The 21,341-nt window shown below is 45.8% G+C and carries 20 protein-coding genes; 2 read left to right on the top strand and 18 right to left on the bottom strand.

All coding sequences use genetic code 11. The features are described from left to right. Positions 1–182: 182 nt before the first annotated feature. The 7 genes from phoU to MKZ12_RS09720 form a co-directional block, all read right to left on the bottom strand. Complete coding sequence (phoU, locus tag MKZ12_RS09750) at positions 183–842, bottom strand: phosphate signaling complex protein PhoU (RefSeq protein WP_017689478.1); 660 nt, start codon at positions 840–842, stop codon at positions 183–185. A gap of 63 nt (positions 843–905) precedes the next feature. After that, on the bottom strand, positions 906–1,661 hold the full coding sequence (gene pstB, locus MKZ12_RS09745) for a phosphate ABC transporter ATP-binding protein PstB (protein ID WP_339260134.1): 756 nt from the start codon (positions 1,659–1,661) through the stop codon (positions 906–908). Between the two features lie 234 nt (positions 1,662–1,895). Further along, positions 1,896–3,077: a methyl-accepting chemotaxis protein gene (locus tag MKZ12_RS09740; RefSeq protein WP_339260132.1), complete on the bottom strand. Its 1,182-nt coding sequence runs from the start codon at positions 3,075–3,077 to the stop codon at positions 1,896–1,898. A 152-nt stretch (positions 3,078–3,229) separates the two neighbouring features. Next, a complete protein-coding gene (locus MKZ12_RS09735) occupies positions 3,230–3,958 on the bottom strand; it encodes a response regulator transcription factor (protein ID WP_339241021.1) in 729 nt (242 codons plus the stop codon). A gap of 116 nt (positions 3,959–4,074) precedes the next feature. Further along, complete coding sequence (locus tag MKZ12_RS09730) at positions 4,075–5,895, bottom strand: ATP-binding protein (protein ID WP_339260130.1); 1,821 nt, start codon at positions 5,893–5,895, stop codon at positions 4,075–4,077. 43 nt (positions 5,896–5,938) lie between these two features. After that, positions 5,939–6,286 carry a cupin domain-containing protein gene (locus MKZ12_RS09725; protein WP_339241017.1) on the bottom strand — a complete coding sequence of 116 codons (348 nt, stop codon included), beginning with the start codon at positions 6,284–6,286 and terminating at the stop codon, positions 5,939–5,941. A 254-nt stretch (positions 6,287–6,540) separates the two neighbouring features. Then, on the bottom strand, positions 6,541–7,410 hold the full coding sequence (locus MKZ12_RS09720) for an SDR family oxidoreductase (protein ID WP_339241014.1): 870 nt from the start codon (positions 7,408–7,410) through the stop codon (positions 6,541–6,543). 406 nt (positions 7,411–7,816) lie between these two features. On the opposite strand from MKZ12_RS09720, the gene MKZ12_RS09715 reads away from it, so the two are divergent. Continuing rightward, positions 7,817–9,376: a histidine kinase N-terminal 7TM domain-containing protein gene (locus tag MKZ12_RS09715; protein ID WP_339260129.1), complete on the top strand. Its 1,560-nt coding sequence runs from the start codon at positions 7,817–7,819 to the stop codon at positions 9,374–9,376. Positions 9,377–9,637: 261 nt separating this feature from the next. On the opposite strand, the gene MKZ12_RS09710 is transcribed toward MKZ12_RS09715, so the two are convergent. The 4 genes from MKZ12_RS09710 to citZ all read right to left on the bottom strand — a co-directional run bounded on the left by MKZ12_RS09710 (position 9,638) and on the right by citZ (position 13,707). Further along, positions 9,638–10,063 carry a hypothetical protein gene (locus tag MKZ12_RS09710; protein ID WP_124113831.1) on the bottom strand — a complete coding sequence of 142 codons (426 nt, stop codon included), beginning with the start codon at positions 10,061–10,063 and terminating at the stop codon, positions 9,638–9,640. 134 nt (positions 10,064–10,197) lie between these two features. Further along, complete coding sequence (gene mdh, locus MKZ12_RS09705) at positions 10,198–11,139, bottom strand: malate dehydrogenase (RefSeq protein ID WP_150365727.1); 942 nt, start codon at positions 11,137–11,139, stop codon at positions 10,198–10,200. Between the two features lie 15 nt (positions 11,140–11,154). Continuing rightward, positions 11,155–12,447, bottom strand: a complete 1,293-nt coding sequence (gene icd, locus MKZ12_RS09700; protein ID WP_076330335.1) for an NADP-dependent isocitrate dehydrogenase — start codon at positions 12,445–12,447, stop codon at positions 11,155–11,157. Positions 12,448–12,594: 147 nt separating this feature from the next. Next, on the bottom strand, positions 12,595–13,707 hold the full coding sequence (citZ, locus tag MKZ12_RS09695; RefSeq protein WP_339241009.1) for a citrate synthase: 1,113 nt from the start codon (positions 13,705–13,707) through the stop codon (positions 12,595–12,597). A gap of 531 nt (positions 13,708–14,238) precedes the next feature. Here citZ and ytvI point away from each other — a divergent pair. Continuing rightward, a complete protein-coding gene (ytvI, locus tag MKZ12_RS09690) occupies positions 14,239–15,357 on the top strand; it encodes a sporulation integral membrane protein YtvI (protein WP_339241006.1) in 1,119 nt (372 codons plus the stop codon). Between the two features lie 102 nt (positions 15,358–15,459). On the opposite strand, the gene MKZ12_RS09685 is transcribed toward ytvI, so the two are convergent. The 7 genes from MKZ12_RS09685 to MKZ12_RS09655 form a co-directional block, all read right to left on the bottom strand. Then, entirely contained in the window at positions 15,460–15,858 is a 399-nt protein-coding gene (locus MKZ12_RS09685; RefSeq protein WP_339260128.1) for an FxsA family protein, read from the bottom strand. A 7-nt stretch (positions 15,859–15,865) separates the two neighbouring features. Further along, a complete protein-coding gene (locus tag MKZ12_RS09680; RefSeq protein WP_339241003.1) occupies positions 15,866–16,372 on the bottom strand; it encodes a thioesterase family protein in 507 nt (168 codons plus the stop codon). A 131-nt stretch (positions 16,373–16,503) separates the two neighbouring features. After that, complete coding sequence (pyk, locus tag MKZ12_RS09675; RefSeq protein WP_062833547.1) at positions 16,504–17,931, bottom strand: pyruvate kinase; 1,428 nt, start codon at positions 17,929–17,931, stop codon at positions 16,504–16,506. Between the two features lie 105 nt (positions 17,932–18,036). Continuing rightward, the gene (locus MKZ12_RS09670) at positions 18,037–19,068 is read right to left on the bottom strand and encodes an acetyl-CoA carboxylase carboxyltransferase subunit alpha (RefSeq protein WP_339241000.1); all 1,032 of its coding nucleotides are present in this window, start codon (positions 19,066–19,068) and stop codon (positions 18,037–18,039) included. Beyond that, positions 19,069–19,962, bottom strand: a complete 894-nt coding sequence (gene accD, locus MKZ12_RS09665) for an acetyl-CoA carboxylase, carboxyltransferase subunit beta (protein WP_339240998.1) — start codon at positions 19,960–19,962, stop codon at positions 19,069–19,071. Positions 19,963–20,368: 406 nt separating this feature from the next. Further along, positions 20,369–20,557: a glutamate decarboxylase gene (locus MKZ12_RS09660; protein ID WP_339240996.1), complete on the bottom strand. Its 189-nt coding sequence runs from the start codon at positions 20,555–20,557 to the stop codon at positions 20,369–20,371. Positions 20,558–20,841: 284 nt separating this feature from the next. Beyond that, positions 20,842–21,333 (bottom strand): phosphatidylglycerophosphatase A, encoded by a 492-nt coding sequence (locus MKZ12_RS09655; protein ID WP_339240994.1) that lies wholly within the window; start codon positions 21,331–21,333, stop codon positions 20,842–20,844. Positions 21,334–21,341: the final 8 nt, after the last annotated feature.

Raw genomic sequence — 21,341 nt, 5'->3', positions numbered from 1 at the left:
GTTACATCAAAAAAAATAGCCATCTTCTCACTCTAGTTTAATCCGTAAAAAAAGAACCTCCTCCGCAGGCAGCCTGTACACAGGCTACTCGAGAGAAAGTTCCTTATATCGTTATTATTGCTATCGTTGCAAACACTGATTCCCCAATCCCATAATCATGGTCTTCCTAACCCATACTCTTCCTATTGATTCAGATCCGGACGTTTACCTGTGACCAGGTATACCGTGCTCTCACCAATGTTGGTTGCATGGTCGCCAATACGTTCAATGTAACGTCCAACCATCATTAACAGCATAGCCTGAGAAGCCTGATTCGGATGCTCTGTCATTAACGTGTAGAGATCACTGATCATGTGGCTGTACAGTTGATCGACCTGATCATCCGTCTGAGCCATTTTGTAGGCCAGATCTGTGTTTTCTTTCAGGAAAGATTCGATGGATTCATCAATCATGGATTTCACGATTTCTGCCATCTGCGGGATATCCACCAGAGGTTTAATCAGCTTCTGTCCATCCATCCGGAGTGTCACCTTCGCCACGTCGAGAGCAAGATCTCCCATACGCTCCAGATCACTGGAGATTTTGAAAGCCACGATAATACGTCTGAGGTCCTTCGCCACCGGCTGTTGTGTAATGATCAGTTTGGAGCCAAGCTCCATAATTTTGTCTTCAAGGGCATTCAGATTCGCATCATTCTTGATGATGACCTGAGCTTTCTCCGCGTTCATCGTTTGTAAACTCTCAATAGCCCCATCCAGTGCTGCTCCTACATGTTCACCCATTTGCTTGAGCAAGGTACGCAGCTCTTCAAGCTCCTGATCAAATTCTTTTCTGCGAATCATAGATTTCATGTCCTCCTTATCCATCGTCTCCGGTTATGCCGGGATCATTCCAACTCAGCTCGCTTAACCGAACCTTCCAGAGATATAATCCTCGGTTCGGGAATCTTGCGGTGTGGAGAATAACGTCTCCGTATCAGCTGCCTCCACCACTTCACCATTCAGGAAAAATACCGTGCGTCCAGATACCCGTGCCGCCTGGTGCATATTGTGGGTAACCATAACGATGGTGTACTTGTGATGCAATTCCTTCACCAGCTCCTCAATTTTCAACGTGGAGATCGGGTCGAGTGCCGACGTTGCTTCATCCATCAGCAGAACGTCAGGCTGTACAGCCAGCGCCCGTGCAATACAGAGACGCTGCTGTTGTCCGCCAGACAGACTCAGTGCCGACTTTTTCAATACATCCTTCACTTCATCCCACAGTGCCGCATGGACAAGACTCTGTTCCACCAACCGATCCAGTTCAGCCTTCTGGGTTACCCCATGCAAGCGTGGTCCATAAGCGACGTTATCATAAATGGATTTGGGGAACGGATTCGGTTGTTGAAACACCATGCCGACCCGTTTGCGCAGTGTCTCCACTTCAATCTCATTACTGTAGATATCGGAGCCATTCAACATAACCTGTCCTTCCACACGAACACCCGGAATCATGTCATTCATCCGGTTCAATGTGCGAAGCAATGTCGATTTACCACAACCTGACGGCCCGATGAACGCAGTAACCGTTTTTTCCGGCAGATCCATCGATATATTTTTAAGCGCGTGATGCGTATCATAGTATAAATTAAGTTTATCAATGTGAATGAGGTCCTTCATGGATGTTCACTTCTCCTTCGCTGCAGGGACACGAAAACTCCCTTTACGTTGAGACCGATGCTGGTAATCGTTCATCGCTGCTCGGCCATCTTTAATATCCTACCCTCTCATTGTAAAAACCGTATCACTTTCATGTTAACGGAATGTAAAAAGACATCCTTAACCTTCATGATCTGCGTAATGGATCAATCTGATTCCTGATGTCTACCTTAGCCTTATGGATTGCCTTATATTTTACTCACTATTCAAAACCATCTCATCCAGCTTTGTACGAATATGCTCTGCGACTTCTCCAGCTTTTCCGCCTTCCATGGCAATTTCCTCTGCTATACGGGACAGATCTCTCACCGCACTGTTCAGTTGCCGGAACGTGGCTCCCCCTGCAGTGACATGTACCGAACTGTCATCAATCTCCGCTCCGCTTGCCTTAACCAGTTCTACGGTCTGAAGGGTCAGTCCACCAATATTCTCCAGCAATGAAGACATCCTGCCTGCAACTTCACGGGTCTGTTTCGCCAACGCTCGAATCTCGCCTGCAACAATCTGAAAACCTCGTCCATATTCACCGGCATGTGCTGCTTCGATGGAAGCATTCAGGGCAAGGAGCCCACTCTGATCTGCCAGAGATCGGATCGAATGTGCCATGCCTGAGCCTGTTTTGATCGAATTCAACATGTGATCCGCATGTTGTCCTTGACTCTCCATATGCTGATGTACCCGGTTATAGGAAGCATCGACATGCTTCAAACTCTCTTCGCCCCGCTTGGACAATGCCATGATCTCCCGGGCCTCATGAACGGTCTGATTCGCTGCATGCACCAGCTTGGTAACTGCTTCATTAATTCTCGTTATCTCCTGCCTGCTCTCCGATACCGTACGAACACGTTCTTCCGAAGACGCTTGTTGCAATCTGCGGGAAAGCGACATCACATCACGCATCGTCAGCACACCGAGCAGTCGATCCTGATCCGTAACGAGTAGACAATCGTAGAAATGTTGTTCATTCCGTCCAAGTGCGATATCGATAATTGTGGTCGCTTCCATATGAATATCTGCAATAACCGGCGATGTGTTCACGACTTGTATGACCGGCTTACGGTAGAATAGATCTGCGGCAAAACGGCCGTTTAACATCCGATATAACGTCTCTCGCATTAACAATCCAGTAGGTTTCATCTGCTCATCACATAATACAATGCAAGGGTGCTCCTGACCCTGATTCATCATCGTCGCTGCTTCTCCACAGGTCGTGTGGACTCCTGCGACAGGAACCTGGCGGTAATAGTCTTGCAGATGGATTACAGGTTCTTCAGCAACCACCGTTACTTCATGATGCTGTTGTTCGGGTGTCGTTAATTCTTCGTTATGTAAAACAACATGAGGCTGGTCAGGTTTCACTTCGAGCAACATGGGCATAAATGCGCAATCTCCTTTACGTATTAGCTCCGTCTTGAGATAGATTATGTAGGTATAAAGTATCACCCAGATAAGTCCATGCTACTCCCTCTACGTAAAGGAACATCCTCCTTTATGTTAAACGAATGTAAAATAAAACTCCCCGATCATTGCTAACTTGAATGATGGGGAGTTTTTCTTTTCACAACCAATTTATAACCTACACCACGAATGGAATCAATGTGAACCGATTCTGGGTCCAGCTCCAGCTTTTTGCGTAATGAGCTGACGTGTACGTCCACTGTTCGTTGACCTCCGATATAATCGAAGCCCCACACCGCGTTCATCAGATCATCCCTTGTCAGTACCACACCCGGCTTTTTGGCCAAATATAAGAGAACTTCGAATTCTTTCGGACGCAGACTGATGGATTGTCCACCCAGTGTCACTTCATATTTCAGAGGATAAATCTCAAGCTCTCCCAGAATAATTCGTGAACCATCCTTGTCATCAGGCTGTGGTAAGTCTTCACCATTGGAATAACGTCTTAATACGGCATCCACTCGGGCTAATAACTCAGATACACCAAATGGTTTGGTAATATAATCATCGGCACCCGATTTCAGTCCCTGTACTACCTCGGCTTCACCGTTCTTGGCGGTCAGAATGATAACAGGTGTACTGACACCCTGTATTCTTAACTTATTCAGAATGTCCAGACCATTCATGCCCGGAAGCATCAGATCAAGCAAAATGAGATCAAATTCCTGAGACAAGGCCCGATCATATCCTGCAGATCCGTGATCCTCTGCCGTAACGTCATAACCTTCCTGTGTCAGGTTATACGTGAGTAATCTCGATAATGTAGGTTCATCCTCAATAACTAGCAAACGCTGTGCCATGATACCCCTTCTCTCTTCATAGGTTGTCTGTTGCCACAACACTTTTTCTATCATAGCACTAAATTGTTAACGCGGTGTAAAACAAAACAACCTTTTTACATTTTCCTACTTCATGTCTAGATCTCTTCATCCTGAATGAATGGAAGGATCACACGGAACGTTGTCCCCATGCCCAGCTCACTCTCAACAGACAATTTGCCATGATGCAATTCCACCAGATGTTTCACTATGGAAAGTCCAAGGCCCGTGCCCCCTGAATTACGGGATCTGCCTTTATCAACGCGATAGAACCGTTCGAAGATCCGCGGCAGATCTTTTTTCGGTATGCCAATTCCTGTATCCGACACCGCAAAGACCACTTCATCGTCGTTATCCATTGTCACCTGTAACTTCACTCGTCCGCCATCCGGGGTATAGTTGATTCCGTTGGATAACAGATTGATGAAGATCTGCTTCATCTTGTCCTCATCCGCTTCAATGTACAGTTCCTCCGGAACATGCATTTCCAGACGAATCTGCTTTTTCTCCGCCACCTTGGACAGGGTGCCCAGCACCATTTCGAAGAAAGAGTGTACATGAACAGGTGAACATTGCAAAGGCGCGCGTTTGGATTCAATTTTGGATAACTCCAGAATATCCCCAATCAATCGGTTAAGTCGATCTCCTTCATCATAGATGATTTTCAGGAATGAACGCTCCGTCTCCTTATCCTGTACCCCGCCACTGAGCAACGTTTCGGCAAAGCCCTTGACCGCAGCAACAGGTGTCTTAAGCTCATGTGAGACATTCGCAACAAACTCACTGCGCATTGACTCCAAGCGGCGAATCGCCGTCACGTCCTGCAACAGGAACAACATGCCTCGATACCCGCCATCATCTTCCGACATGGGTACGCCATCAATACGGATCAGTTTTTCCTCCGGGTTGAACACACTCACTTCTTCGTGCATCCGATCTTTCAGTGCAACACTCTCTTCAATGGTACGTGTTAATTCGTAGTGTCTTTTCAATTCAGTATAAGGCTTACCCGTAACTTTTCCTGCCTGAATACCGAGCATACGCTCTGCTTCCCGATTAACCAATGCAATGGATTGCCCTGCATCGATCATGACAATGCCTCCGGTCATGTTCGCGAGGACGCTCTGTAGCAAGGCTTCATTGTCACGAATCGTCTTCAGCTGGGACTGCAAGCTGTCTGCCATTCCGTTGATCGCAAGCCCCAACTGTCCGATCTCATCTCTACGCGTTACATCAACTCTCGCATCGTATTCCAGCTTGGTGATTCGATGAGCCACTTTTGTAATATGCTCAATCGGGGAGGTTAGTCCGCGTGCAACCCGATAACTGACAAATGCGACAATTAAGAACAGCAGTCCAAGTGCAGCAAACATAATCATCCAACCACGCTGAAGACCCTGATCAACCGCATGCAGACTCATTGAAAGGCGGATGTAGCCATCAAATTTGCCGCTGGGCATTTCAATCATGTCACTTTGATCCGAATTGACAGGTAGTGCTACATACAGCATGTCCTGTCCCAGTGTTTCACTGTACCGTATAGACTGCCCGTATCCATCCCCAACCGCACCCAGAATTTCTTCCCGGTTCAAGTGATTATCCATCGCTGCCGGATTACTCTCGGAATCTCCAATGACGGTGCCGTCTTTATTGATGAAGGTCACCCGGGAATCCGTGAGGCGATCCAGTTCCAGCGCCCGATCTGAATAGTACTTTCGTGTGGCTTCCGAGGTTGGATCACTTGCATCATGGAAGGGAAACGTGGCTTTGAGCAAATTAATCTCCCGCACCATGGTTTGCTCCAATGCGGTTATGTGCGTAGTTTTAAACACTCTGCCCATTGTATATCCAGCTACAATGACGGATACACCGATCAGCACCATCATAATGATGGCAAGGCGAATTCGGAACGGTCTCATCTATCTCTTCCTTTATGATCAGATTAACATCTAATAATTGGCTCTATATTGAATCCAGTTCAATTCGGTCACCACGGGTGCCGGGATTGGAAATAACGAGAAACTCCACTTCTTCGTTGCTGCGATTCATCATCTGATGCGGCATTCCGGGTGCAATCTCTATTCCTTCATGGGTTTCCAGCACGAACATTTCTCCGTTTAGTTCCATATATGCTTCACCACTAAGGATGAAAAAAAACTGACGGCTTACCGAATGAACATGTCGTGTTTCAGTCGTTCCTGCAGGCATTCGCTCATGAATGATGCTCAATTTATCGTTTTGAACAAGGTGCCAGCCATCGCACTGTGCACCCCATATATAATGCGCTGCATTCTGTTTGCTCATTTTCATATGACTTGTCCCTCCGCGTATAATTTGCTCGATCTATCATATCACAGATTAGGGAACTTCCAATCAGCCAAGCTATTCGTACCATATCATATATGTATCAACGCAGATGCAGACTTTTGTAAACAGCTGCTAAACCGCATCTTAGACTTGCACAATTCCCTGATATAAAAAAGACGCACCGCTCAGCCATGCTGAATGCGATACGTCTCTCTATATAATCAATCCTATACGGATTCCGAATCATCTTAAAAGCATTACCCGTTTACCACTTCACCGCCATTTACATGCATTACCTGTCCACTCACATACGATGAATCATCCGAAGCCAGATACACATATGCGGGAGCCAGTTCATCCGGTTGCCCTGGACGTTTCATCGGCTGGGTTGCGCCAAACTCACTTACTTTTTTCTCGTCAAAGGTGGATGGAATGAGCGGTGTCCAGATCGGCCCTGGTGCAACGGCATTGACACGAATTCCCTTCTCAATCACATTCATCGACAGAGAACGAGTGAACGAAGTGATGGCACCTTTGGTAGATGAATAATCAAGCAAGGTCGGGCTACCGCGATAAGCTGTTATGGATGTGGTGTTAATAATCGTACTGCCTTTCTTCAGATGTGGCAGAGCTGCCTGCGTCACATAGAACATGCCGAAGATATTGGTACGGAATGTTCGCTCCAGTTGCTCTGGTGTAATATCCTCCAGATTCTGCTGTGGGTGCTGTTCCGCAGCGTTATTCACGACAATGTCCAGTTTGCCCAATTCATCCACCGTCTGCTGAACCGACTTCTTCGCAAAGGCATCATCACCAATATCTCCAGCTATCAAGATACACTTCCGTCCTTCTTGTTCCACTTGGCGCTTCGTTTCCTTGGCATCTTCGTGCTCGCTCAGATATACAATGGCGACATCTGCGCCTTCCTTGGCGTATGTAACAGCTACAGCCCGTCCGATCCCACTGTCACCCCCTGTAATGAGCGCTACCTTTCCCGTCAGTTTACCTGCTGCCTTGTATTCAGGCTTTTCAAATTCGGGTCTAGGATGCATCTCCGACTCGATTCCAGGTCGTTGATCCTGATGCTGTGCTGGCATTGTTTTTTCGTTTTGTGGTGTGGTTGACATCTAACATTCTCCTCTCAAAATGTGAACATGTTTGGATTACAGAAGACACGGACTTAGCTGTAACCTTCCTTGTCTTTCGTTCTCTGAAAAAGTCTCATTCTGTAGGATGGCATGAACAGTCCAGATTATTCTTCTGTGATGAAAAGCAACTCAAGGCTCGGCGTGCTGTCTCTATCAGCGTCCTACCTTCTATTCGTTATTTACCACGCTCTTTGGATATCAAACAATCGATTTGCTTCAAAGCCTGTATTGCCAGAATTCGAAATTTATTCGAAATTAGACTGTTTCATGATACAAAGTGTATTCCTATGCTCCTTGGGCTGAGGTACAATGTACAGTATACAGATATGCTTTAGCTATCATTTTTACTGGTTTAATCATCCTAATCTAACATGGAGACCTGACAATGGAATCGCATATTAATTCATATATAACACTCGTAGCCACTTCAGCCGTGCTGAATGTCTTTTTGTGTTTATATACCTATTTCAGAAGATCCGAGATCCCCAGCTCCAAAATATTCATCCTCTACACAGCAGCACTCTCCATATACACGTTTGGATATGCAATTGAGCTGGCCAGCAACACGCTCGAGCAGATGAAGTTTTGGACCACCGTGGAGTATATAGGCATGCCCTTCTCCGCATCTCTTGGCCTCATGTTGATGATAAAATATACAGGAAAAACGTTATCCAAAAAGGCCACTGCCGCATTGTTTGTAATCCCTTCCATTACACTATGTATGGTAGCAACCAATGATTTTCATCATCTTTTTTATAAGAAAGTATGGCTGAGAGAAGATAGTCCCGTACCTCTGATGGATATCGCAGTAGGTCAATGGTATGTTGTACACGGCGCATTCACGTTCTCATGTCTGTTGTGTGCCTGCCTCATTCTGATCGGTCAATGGAAACACACCAAGAAGATGTACCGTCGACAATTACTTACACTGATTACTTCACAGATTATTCCTATGGTCGCAGCTTTTCTGTATTTGCTTGGCTTGACACCTGGTGGGATGGACCCCGTGCCGGTTCTCATGTGTATTACATCTGCGATGTATATCTGGGCCATTCTATCCTCTCGTCTCCTGACCATCGTGCCGATTGCTAAAGACAGTATTTTCGAGAGCATGCGCGAAGGAGTTATTGTACTGGATAGTTCCAATCGTCTGGTAGATTATAATCGATCACTTCGTGACATGTTGCCAGAGCTTAACCTCACCATGATTGGACAACCCTTGGATGAGATATGGCTTACTCTTGCCGGTGAGACTTTTCCCGTTCAATACGAGAAGGAAGGATTGCAAACGGATCTGTACTGGCAGTTAGCAGGTGAAACCGTCTGTTATCAGGTCAGAACATCTTATGTGTATAACAAGGATGCACAGATCGTGGGTAGCCTCATTATGCTCATTGATATAACAGAACAACGTTTCTTGCAAGAACAGCTAAAACAACTGGCTTATTTCGATGGTCTGACCAAAATCTATAATCGCACTCATTTTTTGCATAAAGGACGGGAGATGTTAAGCGAGGCTCGTCTTAATCAGCAGCCTGTTTCATTTATATTATTTGATATCGATTATTTTAAACGCATCAATGATACCTATGGACATGATGTAGGTGATCAGGCCATTATCCATGTAGTCTCTGTATGTAATCGATATTTGAGCCCTGAGATGTTGTTCGCCCGTTATGGAGGAGAAGAATTCGTTATCGCCCTTCCGGATACCTCTCTTCAAGAAGCCAAAGAACTTGCAGAGCAACTGAGAGTTGCCTTGTTGAATTCCCCCCTAGATGTTAAGGGAAATCCTATTACGCTGACCTCAAGCTTTGGTATCTCCCAATACAATGGAGGCATTGATTCGTTGGAATCCTTGTTACGTGATGCTGATACTGCGCTGTATGAGTCCAAGCGGATTGGTCGAAATGCTGTGTGTGCATATGCTATGAGTGCAACCTAACCCATGTAGACCGTGTCTGATGGAGCATGGACGATGATATGTATGGTAAAGACTGCTGTAGTACCAACTCAAATAAAACAAGGAATGCTGATTCAACTTGGTAATAACAAAAATAGACAGCCGATGTGGCTGTCTATTTTTCATTTGTTTCCCGTAACGCTATCTTACATCCCATTCAGCTTGTCCTAATTACGTTTGCAAACGCTTAAGCAATGGAGACTAATACATCGTTGTAGGATGGATTAACCGTCCGCTACGCACTTAGATGACCTGATTATTCACCATCAGATACACCATGATAAGCAAGAATACAGCCAGAAGTGTACTGAACATACGGATCTTGCTTTGCTCAGGACCTACATCACGCTTGTTTTTCACACCTTCTGCAGCGAGTCGTAGCGGTTTGCCCATAATTCCTCCAATAGCGGCAATGGCCAAGAGAAGGACAACAACAACAGCCATCCAGACATGAGAATACTCACCTTTTGTCATCAGGTAACCGCCTGTTAGTAGTTGGATTACAAGTCCATACTGCGCGACTTTGTTCAAAGAACGTAGCGATGCAAATGCTCCCTCTTGTGCTGCAGCATTCAAAGTACGAATTTTACCGACCACAAATGGCAGAATCAAATAAAATCCCATCGCCAGTGCTCCAATAATATGGAGCAGATACATAATCATTGTCAAAATTTTCATCCTCCTCAACATTTTCGGTGTGCTATACATCACATCCCATTATACTGGGGATCTTATCCAAAGAAAAGAAAACCTCCGGGTTACCGGAGGTTTTCTTTTAGCTTCTGTTCAAAAAGTTCTCAAACTTACAGGTTTACTACTGAAATGACGTTACGAACCGAATCAGCAGATTTATCCAAGCCTGCTTTTTCTTCCGTTGTCAGGTCAAGCTCGAATATTTTCTCAATGCCGTTACCACCCAGAATGGTTGGTACACCGAGGAACAGATCATGATAGCCATATTCACCTTCAAGATAAGCGATGACTGGAATGATACGTTTCTTGTCCTTCAAAATCGCTTCGGTCATCTGAACAAGTGAAGCCGCCGGTGCGTAATACGCACTGCCGTTACCAAGCAGATTCACAATCTCACCACCGCCAACACGGGTGCGCTGCACGATGGATTCGATCCGGTCAGCCGGAATCAGGGTATCGATTGGAATGCCTCCCACGCTCGAATAACGAACGAGAGGCACCATATCGTCTCCGTGACCACCAAGAACGAATCCACGAACATCTTCAACAGATACGTTCAGCTCTTGCGCAATGAAGGTACAATAACGTGCTGTATCCAGAACACCTGATTGACCAATAACACGGTTTTTAGGAAAACCAAGGGTCTGATAAGCTGCATAAGTCATCGCATCTACCGGGTTGCTTAGAATAATGACGATGGAATCAGGGCAATATTTTTTCACATTTTCACAAACGGACTTCACGATACCCGCATTCGTATTGACCAGATCGTCACGGCTCATACCCGGTTTACGGGCGATACCAGCGGTGATGATTACAATCTCAGAACCTGCAGTATCTTCGTAGTTGGAAGTACCGACGATATGACTGTCAAATCCTTGAACAGGACTTGCCTCCATCATATCGAGTGCTTTCCCCTTCGTCGGGTTCTCCAGCTGAGGAATATCAACCAGCACAACATCCCCGAGTTCTTTTTGGGCAAGCATTAATGCGGTCGTGGCACCGGTAAAACCGGCGCCGACTACTGTGATTTTTTTGCGCTGAATAGTCAAGATTCACATCTCCCCTTACAGGTTTTTAATGATTTGATCCGCGAATTCAGAACATTTCACTTCAGTAGCGCCATCCATCAGACGTGCAAAGTCATACGTTACTGTTTTATTGTTAATGGATGTTTCCATACCTTTGTAGATCAGGTTAGCTGCTTCTTGCCATCCCAAGTGCTCAAGCAACATTACTCCGGACAGAATAACGGAACCAGGGTTCACGACATCTTTGTCCGCGTATTTAGGTGCAGTACCGTGAGTTGCTTCGAAGATAGCATGTCCTGTCACGTAGTTGATGTTCGCTCCAGGAGCGATACCAATTCCGCCAACTTGCGCTGCAAGTGCATCGGACAGATAGTCACCGTTCAGGTTCAAGGTTGCGATAACATCAAATTCGCCTGGACGAGTCAATACTTGTTGCAGAGCGATATCGGCAATCGCATCTTTTACGATGATTTTACCAGCATCTTCAGCGGCTTTTTGTGCTGCATTCGCTGCATCTGTACCTTCGTTATCTTTGATGATGTCATATTGTGCCCAAGTGAATACTTTGTCAGCGAACTCTTCTTCAGCCACTTCGTATCCCCAGTTTTTGAAGGCACCTTCGGTAAATTTCATGATATTACCTTTGTGTACCAAGGTAACACTCTTACGGTTATGATCAATTGCGTATTGAATTGCTGCACGCACCAAACGTTTTGAACCTTCGGAAGAAACTGGCTTGATACCAATACCGGAAGTTTCAGGGAAACGAATTTTGTTAGCACCCATCTCTTGTTGCAGGAACTGGATCACTTTTTTCACTTCTTCAGAACCTTCAGCATACTCGATTCCTGCATAGATATCTTCCGTATTCTCACGGAAAATAACCATGTCTACCAGCTCAGGACGTTTAACCGGAGAAGGTACACCGTCGAAATAACGAACAGGACGCAAGCAAGTGTAGAGGTCAAGCTCTTGACGCAGGGCTACGTTCAGGGAACGGATACCGCCACCGATTGGTGTAGTCAATGGTCCTTTGATCGCTACGATATACTCACGAATGGCTTCCAATGTATCATTCGGCAACCACTCACCGTATGTATCGAATGCTTTTTGTCCAGCAAACACTTCATACCATGCGATTTTTTTGTTGCCATCATAGGCTTTTTCAACAGCTGCATCCAATACACGTTTGGAAGCTTTCCAGATATCACGGCCTGTACCGTCACCTTCGATAAATGGAATGATTGGGTTGCTAGGTACTTGAAGTGTACCGTTATCAATTTGAATTTTTTCGCCTTCAGTTGGGTGAGCAAATTTTTCTAATTTCATAGTTAAAATTCCTCCTAGGTTTCATATATGCAGTATTCATCATACCACTAGTCTTGTGGAGAGAAGGGTCCTGAGAGCTTAAGCTAGTAACGCCTCTACTTTCCAACCCTTCACCTCGTCCATATTATTATACTGTTTTTGTGGCTATTAGCGAAGTTCAATAGAAACGTATTTCTGTTCTGTAGGGCCAGTGTACTCCGCACGTGGACGAATGATGCGATTGTCCGCAAGCTGTTCCAAAATATGCGCAGTCCATCCAGACACCCGGCTGATGGCAAAGATCGGAGTGAACAATTCCTGTTCGATCTCTAGTTGGGTATATACAGAAGCAGAATAGAAGTCTACGTTAGGCTTCAGTCCTTTTTGTCCTGTAACCAGTTCCTCGATCTTCACTGACATATCATAAAGGCGCGTATCATTGTTCATCTCGCCAAGTTCTCTGGACATCTTCTGTAGATGCTTGGCACGTGGATCACCGTTTTTGTACACCCGATGTCCAAAGCCCATGATCTTTTCACGATTATTCAATTTTTCCTGAATTGCCGCTTCAAGACGATCAGGCGTACCGATCTCATTCAACATTTTCATAACGGCTTCGTTAGCACCACCATGCAGTGGTCCCTTCAGTGCGCCAATGGCGGAAGTTACACCTGAATAGATATCCGACAGCGTAGCAACCGTTACACGAGCTGCAAATGTCGAAGCATTCAACTCGTGATCCGCATGCAGGACAAGGGCTTGGTCCAATGCTTTCACTGCGGTCTCGGATGGTTCTTCACCAGTCATCATATATAAAAAGTTCTCTGCGATGGAAGCGCCTTCTTTTGGAGCCACAGGTTCTTTTCCCTGACGGATACGGGCGATGGCTGCCACAATCGTTGGCAACTGTGCTTGCAACTTAACCGCTTTGTTCTCATTCGCTTCTGTTGTCATCTCATCAGCTTGCTCGTCGTACAGTGCAAGTGCAGAGACAGCGGAACGAAGTGCTGCCATGGTACTGACGTTTTTCGGATACAATTGGATTTGTGCAATCAACTCGCTCGGAATCGGCGCGTAATCGCTCAGGCTTTTACGAAGGGATTTCAGTTCATCCGTTGTTGGCAATTTACCAAACCACAACAAATAGGCAACTTCTTCAAAGCTGGCATGTTCAGCCAAATCGTCGATATCGTAACCACGGTATGTGAGCACACCGTCTACAATAGAACTGATCGAAGAGGTTGTTGCAACGATGCCTTCCAGACCTTTGGTAGCTGTCATATTACATCTCTCCTTTAATAAGCGAAATCAGGAACCATTCCAGAGTGCATATAAGTGCCAAAGTGCACCTATCCTCTTTTTGTAAACATTTTCATTTTAAAATTAACAAATATTTCAAAATGCGGTTTTCCTATCTGTCAATCGGTATTTACTTATAACATCATACTGGATTTTGTCGTTTATGTGAACATGATGAGAGTTCATTCGCACATCAAACTTCTTTATCGGACCGATAAAGCATTTTTGAAAGCCTTTACAAAAACAAGGTTGACATTTAATGTTTTTTAAACAATTCTGTCGTATGAAGAACTTTATATTGCTATATTCTGTAATACTAAGGCATACTCTAGGCAAAAGAAAGAATCCCGGTGGAGCTTGCTCAAAATGTTAGCTCTTGAACAAGCTCTGGTAACCTTCCGGCGTTTCAAAACGTGGTAAATGCTCTATATTAATTAAGATAGCCATCTATTCTTAATACTGTTTTATAGATCATACATAGGTCGGCTTAATTGAAATAAGGAGAGTTGATGCTTGGATAAAATTATACTGAAACGTCTGCTCCGCGGCTTATGGGTTATCATTGCGACCATTCTGATCGCTGTTGCCATATACTTGCTGTTCCCGCTTCTGTATCCTTTTGCGATTGCCTGGATCATCGCTTATGCCATGAATCCATTAGTGAAACTGCTTCAGCATCGAGCACGGTTCCCCCGCTGGCTGGCTGTGACTCTTTCATTGATCGTTTATTTTGGTGCCATTGCGGTGGTGCTATCAGCGGCGATTACCCGCATGGTAAAAGAAGTCATTTCACTTACGACAAGCTTTGATCTTCATGTGGATGAAATCAAGGACACATTTGTGCGCTGGACCCAGAATGACACCATTCAGAGTTTGATTGGGCAGATCAATGAATTTTACAAAGAGAATCCCAACTACCAGGAAACCATCAACAGCAATATCAGCAAAACGACCGAAACGGTAGGTACAGCCGTGACGGATCTGGTCACCGGATTTTTCAATATGGTTCTGAGTCTCCTGACTTCCCTGCCCAACATGGGCGCGGTGTTAATTGTTGTTCTGCTGTCTACATTCTTCATCAGCAAAAGTTGGACCCGGCATAGCATCACCGTATCGGGCTGGGTGCCCTCTTCCATTCGCAAGCCCATATCAGACATATGGACTGACCTGAAAAAGGCCTTGTTTGGGTACGTGAGAGCACAATTGATCATGATCTCGATTACAGCACTATTCGTCATGATTGGACTGCTTATATTGCAAGTAAAGTCAGCCTTCACTATCGCTCTCTTTATTGGTCTGGTGGATCTGCTACCTTACTTGGGTGTGGGTCTGGTCATGGTACCTTGGGCAGCATACCTGTTTATGAACGGGGATCTGTATCTGGGCATAGGTATTAGTGTTATCTATCTGATCTTACTAATCGCCCGTCAGATTATTGAACCGAAGGTACTTGCAAGTAGTGTAGGGCTCGACCCACTCGCCACGCTGGTTGGCATGTTCGTGGGTTTGAAACTGTTCGGTGTTCTGGGCTTAATTATTGGCCCTGTCAGTCTCGTGATTCTCGATGCGTTCAATCGGGCTAACGTATTACGCGACCTCCGAACGTATATCATCAACGGACGTGTCCGATGAAGCATCATCTTATAAGCACGCAGGAAAAACAGAAAAAGGCTTCGTTCAACAGAATTCATCTGCTGAGCGGAGCCTTTTCCATTATGCAAAACAACTGGTGTTTCATTTTGGACGACGATAAAACGTAATTTTGCCACTTTTCATTTTTTTCTCCAGCCATCCCAGGAAGAACAGACGATAAACCGGACGTGTTAATGGAAATATCAGTGTAAACCCGATCAAATCCGTTACAAAACCTGGAATCAAGAGCAAGAAACCACCGACAAAAATAAAAAGACCATCGACCATTTTTCTTCCAGGTACCTTGCCACGCTCCATCTCGGATCTGGCGTCCACAAGTACCTTTCGCCCTTCAAACTGCAACATTGCTATACCAATCAAGGACGTGAGAATCATGAGAAGCAATGTCTTTCCGGCTCCGATCCAGTCACTCATCAGAATAAAACCAAATAATTCAATCACCGGAATGATTAAGAGTAAAGCCCACATCCATTTTCGCATTGACGTATTACCCCTTTCCCGAAAGCCACACCTTTTCAAGCGCGCTGTATAGCTCAGAGGCTGCCTTATCCAACCGAACTGGCTTCCAGTCTCCATTTACCCACACATGCTGGGTAGAACCTGTAACCAGCCGTTCTCCGGGGAGCGATTCATCAGCTGACCATACCCGTTCTCCAATCGCCATATGCTCATCAGGTTCTTCAGACATGCGTCTTATGTCGTACTCATAGTTCAGTCGCAAACCACTAAATGCAGCAATACGGGTGAAAATGATAATCTCATCATCATATCGGGCAGGCTTGTGATACTTCACATCCAGTCCGGTTACGGGAAGCAGTAACCCCTGTTCCTCCATTTTACGATATGTATACCCCATTTGGCGAATCATCTCAGTTCGACCGATTTCAAACCAATTTAAATAGTTCGCGTGGTAGACCACGCCCATCTGGTCACTTTCTTGATAGCGTACACGAAGACGTGCCGCATACCAGCTACCATTGATCTGTTCTCGCATGTGATCGGCCTCCTTCGTTCTAACATTCATACGTGTTACCTCGCTGCAAAGTGTCAATAAGATGGAAAAAAAGCAACGGGACAATAACGCCCCATTGCTTCTTTCCTGTTGCTTCTCCATCCAATACGCTATTAAGCGTTGTTTGGAATTTGGCTTACTTTAATCAGGTTGGTAGAACCGGAACGACCCAAAGGTACACCTGCTGTAATCACAACCAGGTCTCCTTCTTTAACCAGTCCGGATTTTACGCCGCCTTCAATTGCGTTTTCGAACAAAGCATCCGTGGAATCAACCAGTCTTCCTTTGACAGGAGTTACACCCCAAGCCAGAGCCAAACGACGGGAAGTTCTGTCTTCCGTAGTTACAGCGATGATTGGAGATTCTGGACGATACTTGGAAATCATGCGTGCAGTGTGTCCTGATTCAGTTGAAGTGATGATCGCTTTTGCGTTCAAATCTTGAGCTGAAAGGGCAACTGATTGGCTGATTGCTTCCGTAACAGTTGTTTGTTGAGCAACACGTTGCTTCAGATACAGCTCTTGGTAAGGCAGAGCAGATTCTGCTTTTTCAGCAATACGGGACATGGTCAGAACGGATTCAACCGGGTATTTACCCGCAGCTGTCTCACCGGACAACATGATTGCGTCCGTGCCATCGAAGATCGCATTCGCTACGTCACTCGCTTCAGCACGTGTTGGACGTGGGTTACGCTGCATGGAATCCAACATTTGTGTAGCTGTGATTACCGGTTTACCTGCAACATTACATTTTTCGATCATGCGTTTTTGTACCAATGGTACTTCTTCCGCAGGAATCTCAACACCCAGGTCTCCACGAGCAACCATCAGGCCGTCAGATACTTCAAGGATCTCATCGAGGTTATCGACACCTTGTTGGTTTTCAATTTTGGAGATGATTTGGATATGTCCAGCATTGTGTTTTTCAAGCAATTCACGAATCTCAAGTACGTCACTCGCTTTACGTACAAAAGAAGCCGCGATAAAATCAACACCTTGCTCAATACCAAATACGATATCGTTAGCGTCTTTTTCGGTGATACCCGGCAGAGAAATGGCAACGCCCGGAACGTTAACACCTTTTTTGCTTTTGATCGATCCGCCGTTAACGATACGGCATTTGATCTCGGTGCCTTGCACTTCCACCACAGTCAGTCCGATCAGACCGTCGTCGATCAGAATTGTAGATCCCGGTTCAACATCATTCGGAAGATCTGTATACGTAATGGAAAGACGTTCTTTGGTTCCAAGAATTTCTTCTGTTGTCAAAGTGATGTACTCGTCTTGAACCAATTCGATCGGTTCTACTTCGAGTTTACCTGTCCGAATTTCCGGTCCTTTGGTGTCCAGCAGGATCGCTACTGTTTTGTTCAACTCTTCGCATGCTTGGCGAATCGCAATGATCCGTCCGCCGTGCTCATCGAAATCACCGTGGGAGAAGTTCAGACGGGCCACATTCATACCGGCCATAATCAATTTTTTGGTGTTCTCCAGAGATTCACTGGATGGACCAATGGTACATACAATTTTCGTTTTACGCATTTTGGGTTTCCTCCGATTTTAAAGGTATTACTCTTTATCTATTTTTCTTTTTCCAACTATTAAATTTACTATACTTTTGCTCATTTGTATAGGAAATTCGTCACACTATTCAACATTTCCCGACAAATTACTCGCAGCATCTACTTCTACAAGCTCTTGAGGAGCTTCAATGGATGCTTGAGGTTCAAACGTGACCGATCCAATTTTACGGAATTTCTCATACCGATCCTGTTTCAGCTGATCCCCGCTCCAACCCTTCATCTCGTCGAGATGACGGATCAAAGCTTCACTGATGAAAGCAGCAGACGCTTCATAATCCCGATGAGCACCGCCGCGTGGCTCAGGCACGATCTCTTCAATAACTTCCATCTCCAGAAGGTCCTTGGCTGTTATTTTCATCGCTTCAGCCGCTTGATCTGCCTTGGATGCATCCTTCCAGAGAATCGAAGCAGCCCCGTTCGGAGAGATCGCAGAATAGATTGCATGTTCCAGCATCAACACACGATTACCCACAGCCATAGCGAGAGCACCGCCGCTTCCACCTTCGCCGATGACCACAACTATAACAGGAACCGAAAGCTTCGCCATTTCCATCAGGTTGCGAGCAATAGCTTCCGATTGACCTCTCTCTTCTGCAGTATTACCCGGATACGCCCCTTTAGTATCAATAAACGTAATAATAGGACGGCCAAATTTGTTCGCTTGTTTCATCAGACGAAGTCCTTTTCGGAAGCCTTCCGGATGAGCGCTGCCGAAAAAGCGGGCGATGTTATCCTTCGTATCTTTCCCCCGCTGTTGTCCGATTACCGTTACTGTCTTTCCATTCAACTTGGCAAGCCCGCCAACAACCGCAAGATCGTCTCCGAACATGCGATCACCGTGCAGCTCAATGAAGTCCGTAAATATCAATTGAATCAGATCTAGCGCCGTTGGGCGTTGCTGGTGCCGGGCCAGATGCATTTTCTGTGCTGCCGTTATGCCAGTGTAAATCTCTTCTTCAAGTCTATGGTAACGTTCTTCCAGGCGGGCAATCTCGTCCGTGAAGTCGATCCCTTTTTCCTGTCCAAACTGTACGAGTTCATCAATCTTTTTGCGCATCTCAACCAGAGGCGCTTCATATGGCAACTCACCCGCCATTTAGACCCCTCCTTTTTCACTATGCATATCCAGAAGCTTGCCAAGAGTGGCCCGAAGTTCTTTCCGGTGCACAACCATGTCCAGCTGACCGTGCTGCATATTAAATTCAGCCGTCTGGAAATCATCAGGTAACTTCTGACGGATGGTCTGTTCAATAACGATTCTGCCGGCAAAACCAAACACAGCGCCAGGTTCGGCAATATTAATATCGCCCAGACTCGCAAAACTTGCCGAGACTCCACCTGTCGTCGGGTCCGTGATGACCGAAATGTACAGCCCACCCTGTTCATCCAAACGGGATAAAGCTGCGCTTGTTTTGGCCATTTGCATGAGGCTGAGAATACTCTCCTGCATCCGGGCACCACCTGATGTGGAGAAAATGATCATTGGCAAGCGCTTCTCTGTTGCATGCTCAATGGCACGGGTAATTTTCTCCCCTACAACCGAACCCATGCTGCCTGTGAAGAAATCAAAGCTCATGACAGCCACAACTACAGGCAGGCCCTCAATGGTACCTTCCCCTGTAATTACCGCTTCCTTTAGGCCCGATTTCAGACGTTGTTGTTCCAATTTGTTACTATATCCAGGAAAGCCAAGCGGATCAACTGATATCATATCAGCGTCAAACTCAACAAACCCTTGATCATCAAGTACCATAGCAATGCGCTCCATAGCGTTAAGACGCATATGGTAACCACAGGCAGGACATACTTTCAGATTTTTCTCCAATTCCTTGCTATATTGAATGGTGCCGCATTTGCTGCACTTGTTCATAAGCCCTTCAGGTATTTCACGTTTTGGGCGTTCTAGGACTTCCTGGCCTTCGCCGGGAAGTGCACGCTCGGAAGGTATGGTAGCGTACTTCCGTTTCTTCTGGAATATATCTTTGAACACAACTACACCTCTCCAGCCGTTGATTTGATGGCCGCAACCTGCAGTGCGCTGCTTGTGACAGCTTCATCCACGTGCTACGGTAAACCGCTTACGACCCACACGCTGCCATGGGCCTTGTCCAGCATTCACAACAAAAAAATCCGCCGGTACAGGGCAAGGATCAGCGGCTTCTGTCAGCACGATTGATATTACCTGCAATAACCGAAAGATTGTTGCGCCGATGTTTTGAATCTATCTAGGTAGGGTCTCCGGGAGCAACCAGGTCGGTCCTAGTCCTAACAAAAAAAGAAGGAAGGACAGCAGCATACAATACATGCAAGTCGATTCCTCTCTCCGCTTACGCGGTTAGTCCCTTATGTACCGATGGTACTTCTTCCTCTGCCAAGGCACATCGATGTCGAACGAATCAGGAATGCAGAATGGAATTCAACACTTCCTGGACCTCTTCCAATTCCCCAGAAGGGACGCGAATCTCAAATTGCTGCTTGGATAAACTGATGGGACGGGTCTGTACCAGAAAACCTTCTTCCGAAAGCCTGGTCTTAATCTTGTCCGCAACCTTTGCTGTCGGCGCAATGTAAATCACCGTCCACATGCCTTGTCCGCCCCCTAAGCTAATGTTCAGAGCCCGTATATTGGACTAATGATAACATACCTCACTTTTTTTCTGCAAGAAAGGGTTCGGGACCTTGGGGGAGAATTTGGGATCATGAGGGACATTAGTCCCCCACAAATAACTCATATGGTTGACGAAATCTTCTTATTGATACTTCTTCCATAAGCAGCACTAAACGTATCAGGGCAGCGTCAGCCGCCCTTGGAGACCTTCATATAAGTCATAAGATTGATCACGGCATGCAGGCATGGAAATACAGGGGGTTAAAGGTCTGAGGGGTATTTTTTGGCTTTAATATTTTTGTGTGCAATCCGGGCAGAAGCTGCAGCGGCCACCCCTGCAACCAGGTCATCCAAAAAGACATGAATGGCTGTTGCATGTTCATTCAAATCATGAATGACACCTATTTTTTCTTTATCCAGATAACCAAAGCTGGTTAAACCAATCATACCATACACATGAGTAATGCCGAGGGCCAGAGTCTCGTCCACTCCATACAGGGATTCATCCGCTTCCATAATAGCTTGTAACGGTTGGGGCAAGAGTCGCTTCTCCGCAAGTTCGTCGAGAGCAATACCTGTATAAAGTGTATATTGCACCTCTCGTTTCTGCAGAACGGATTTCACGCTGGTAACACAGTCGTCCAAGGTCAGTTCGGGGTGGTACCCTTTTTGCAGACGGTATACAATTGCGGCGATTGCATCAATCTGTACCCCGCGCCGGGCCAGCATGGCTTCTACGATTTCATATGACATATCTCGAC

It is taken from the genome of Paenibacillus sp. FSL R5-0713, assembly GCF_037973325.1.
Lineage (GTDB): Bacteria > Bacillota > Bacilli > Paenibacillales > Paenibacillaceae > Paenibacillus.
This window is presented reverse-complemented; position numbering and strand designations above follow the sequence as displayed.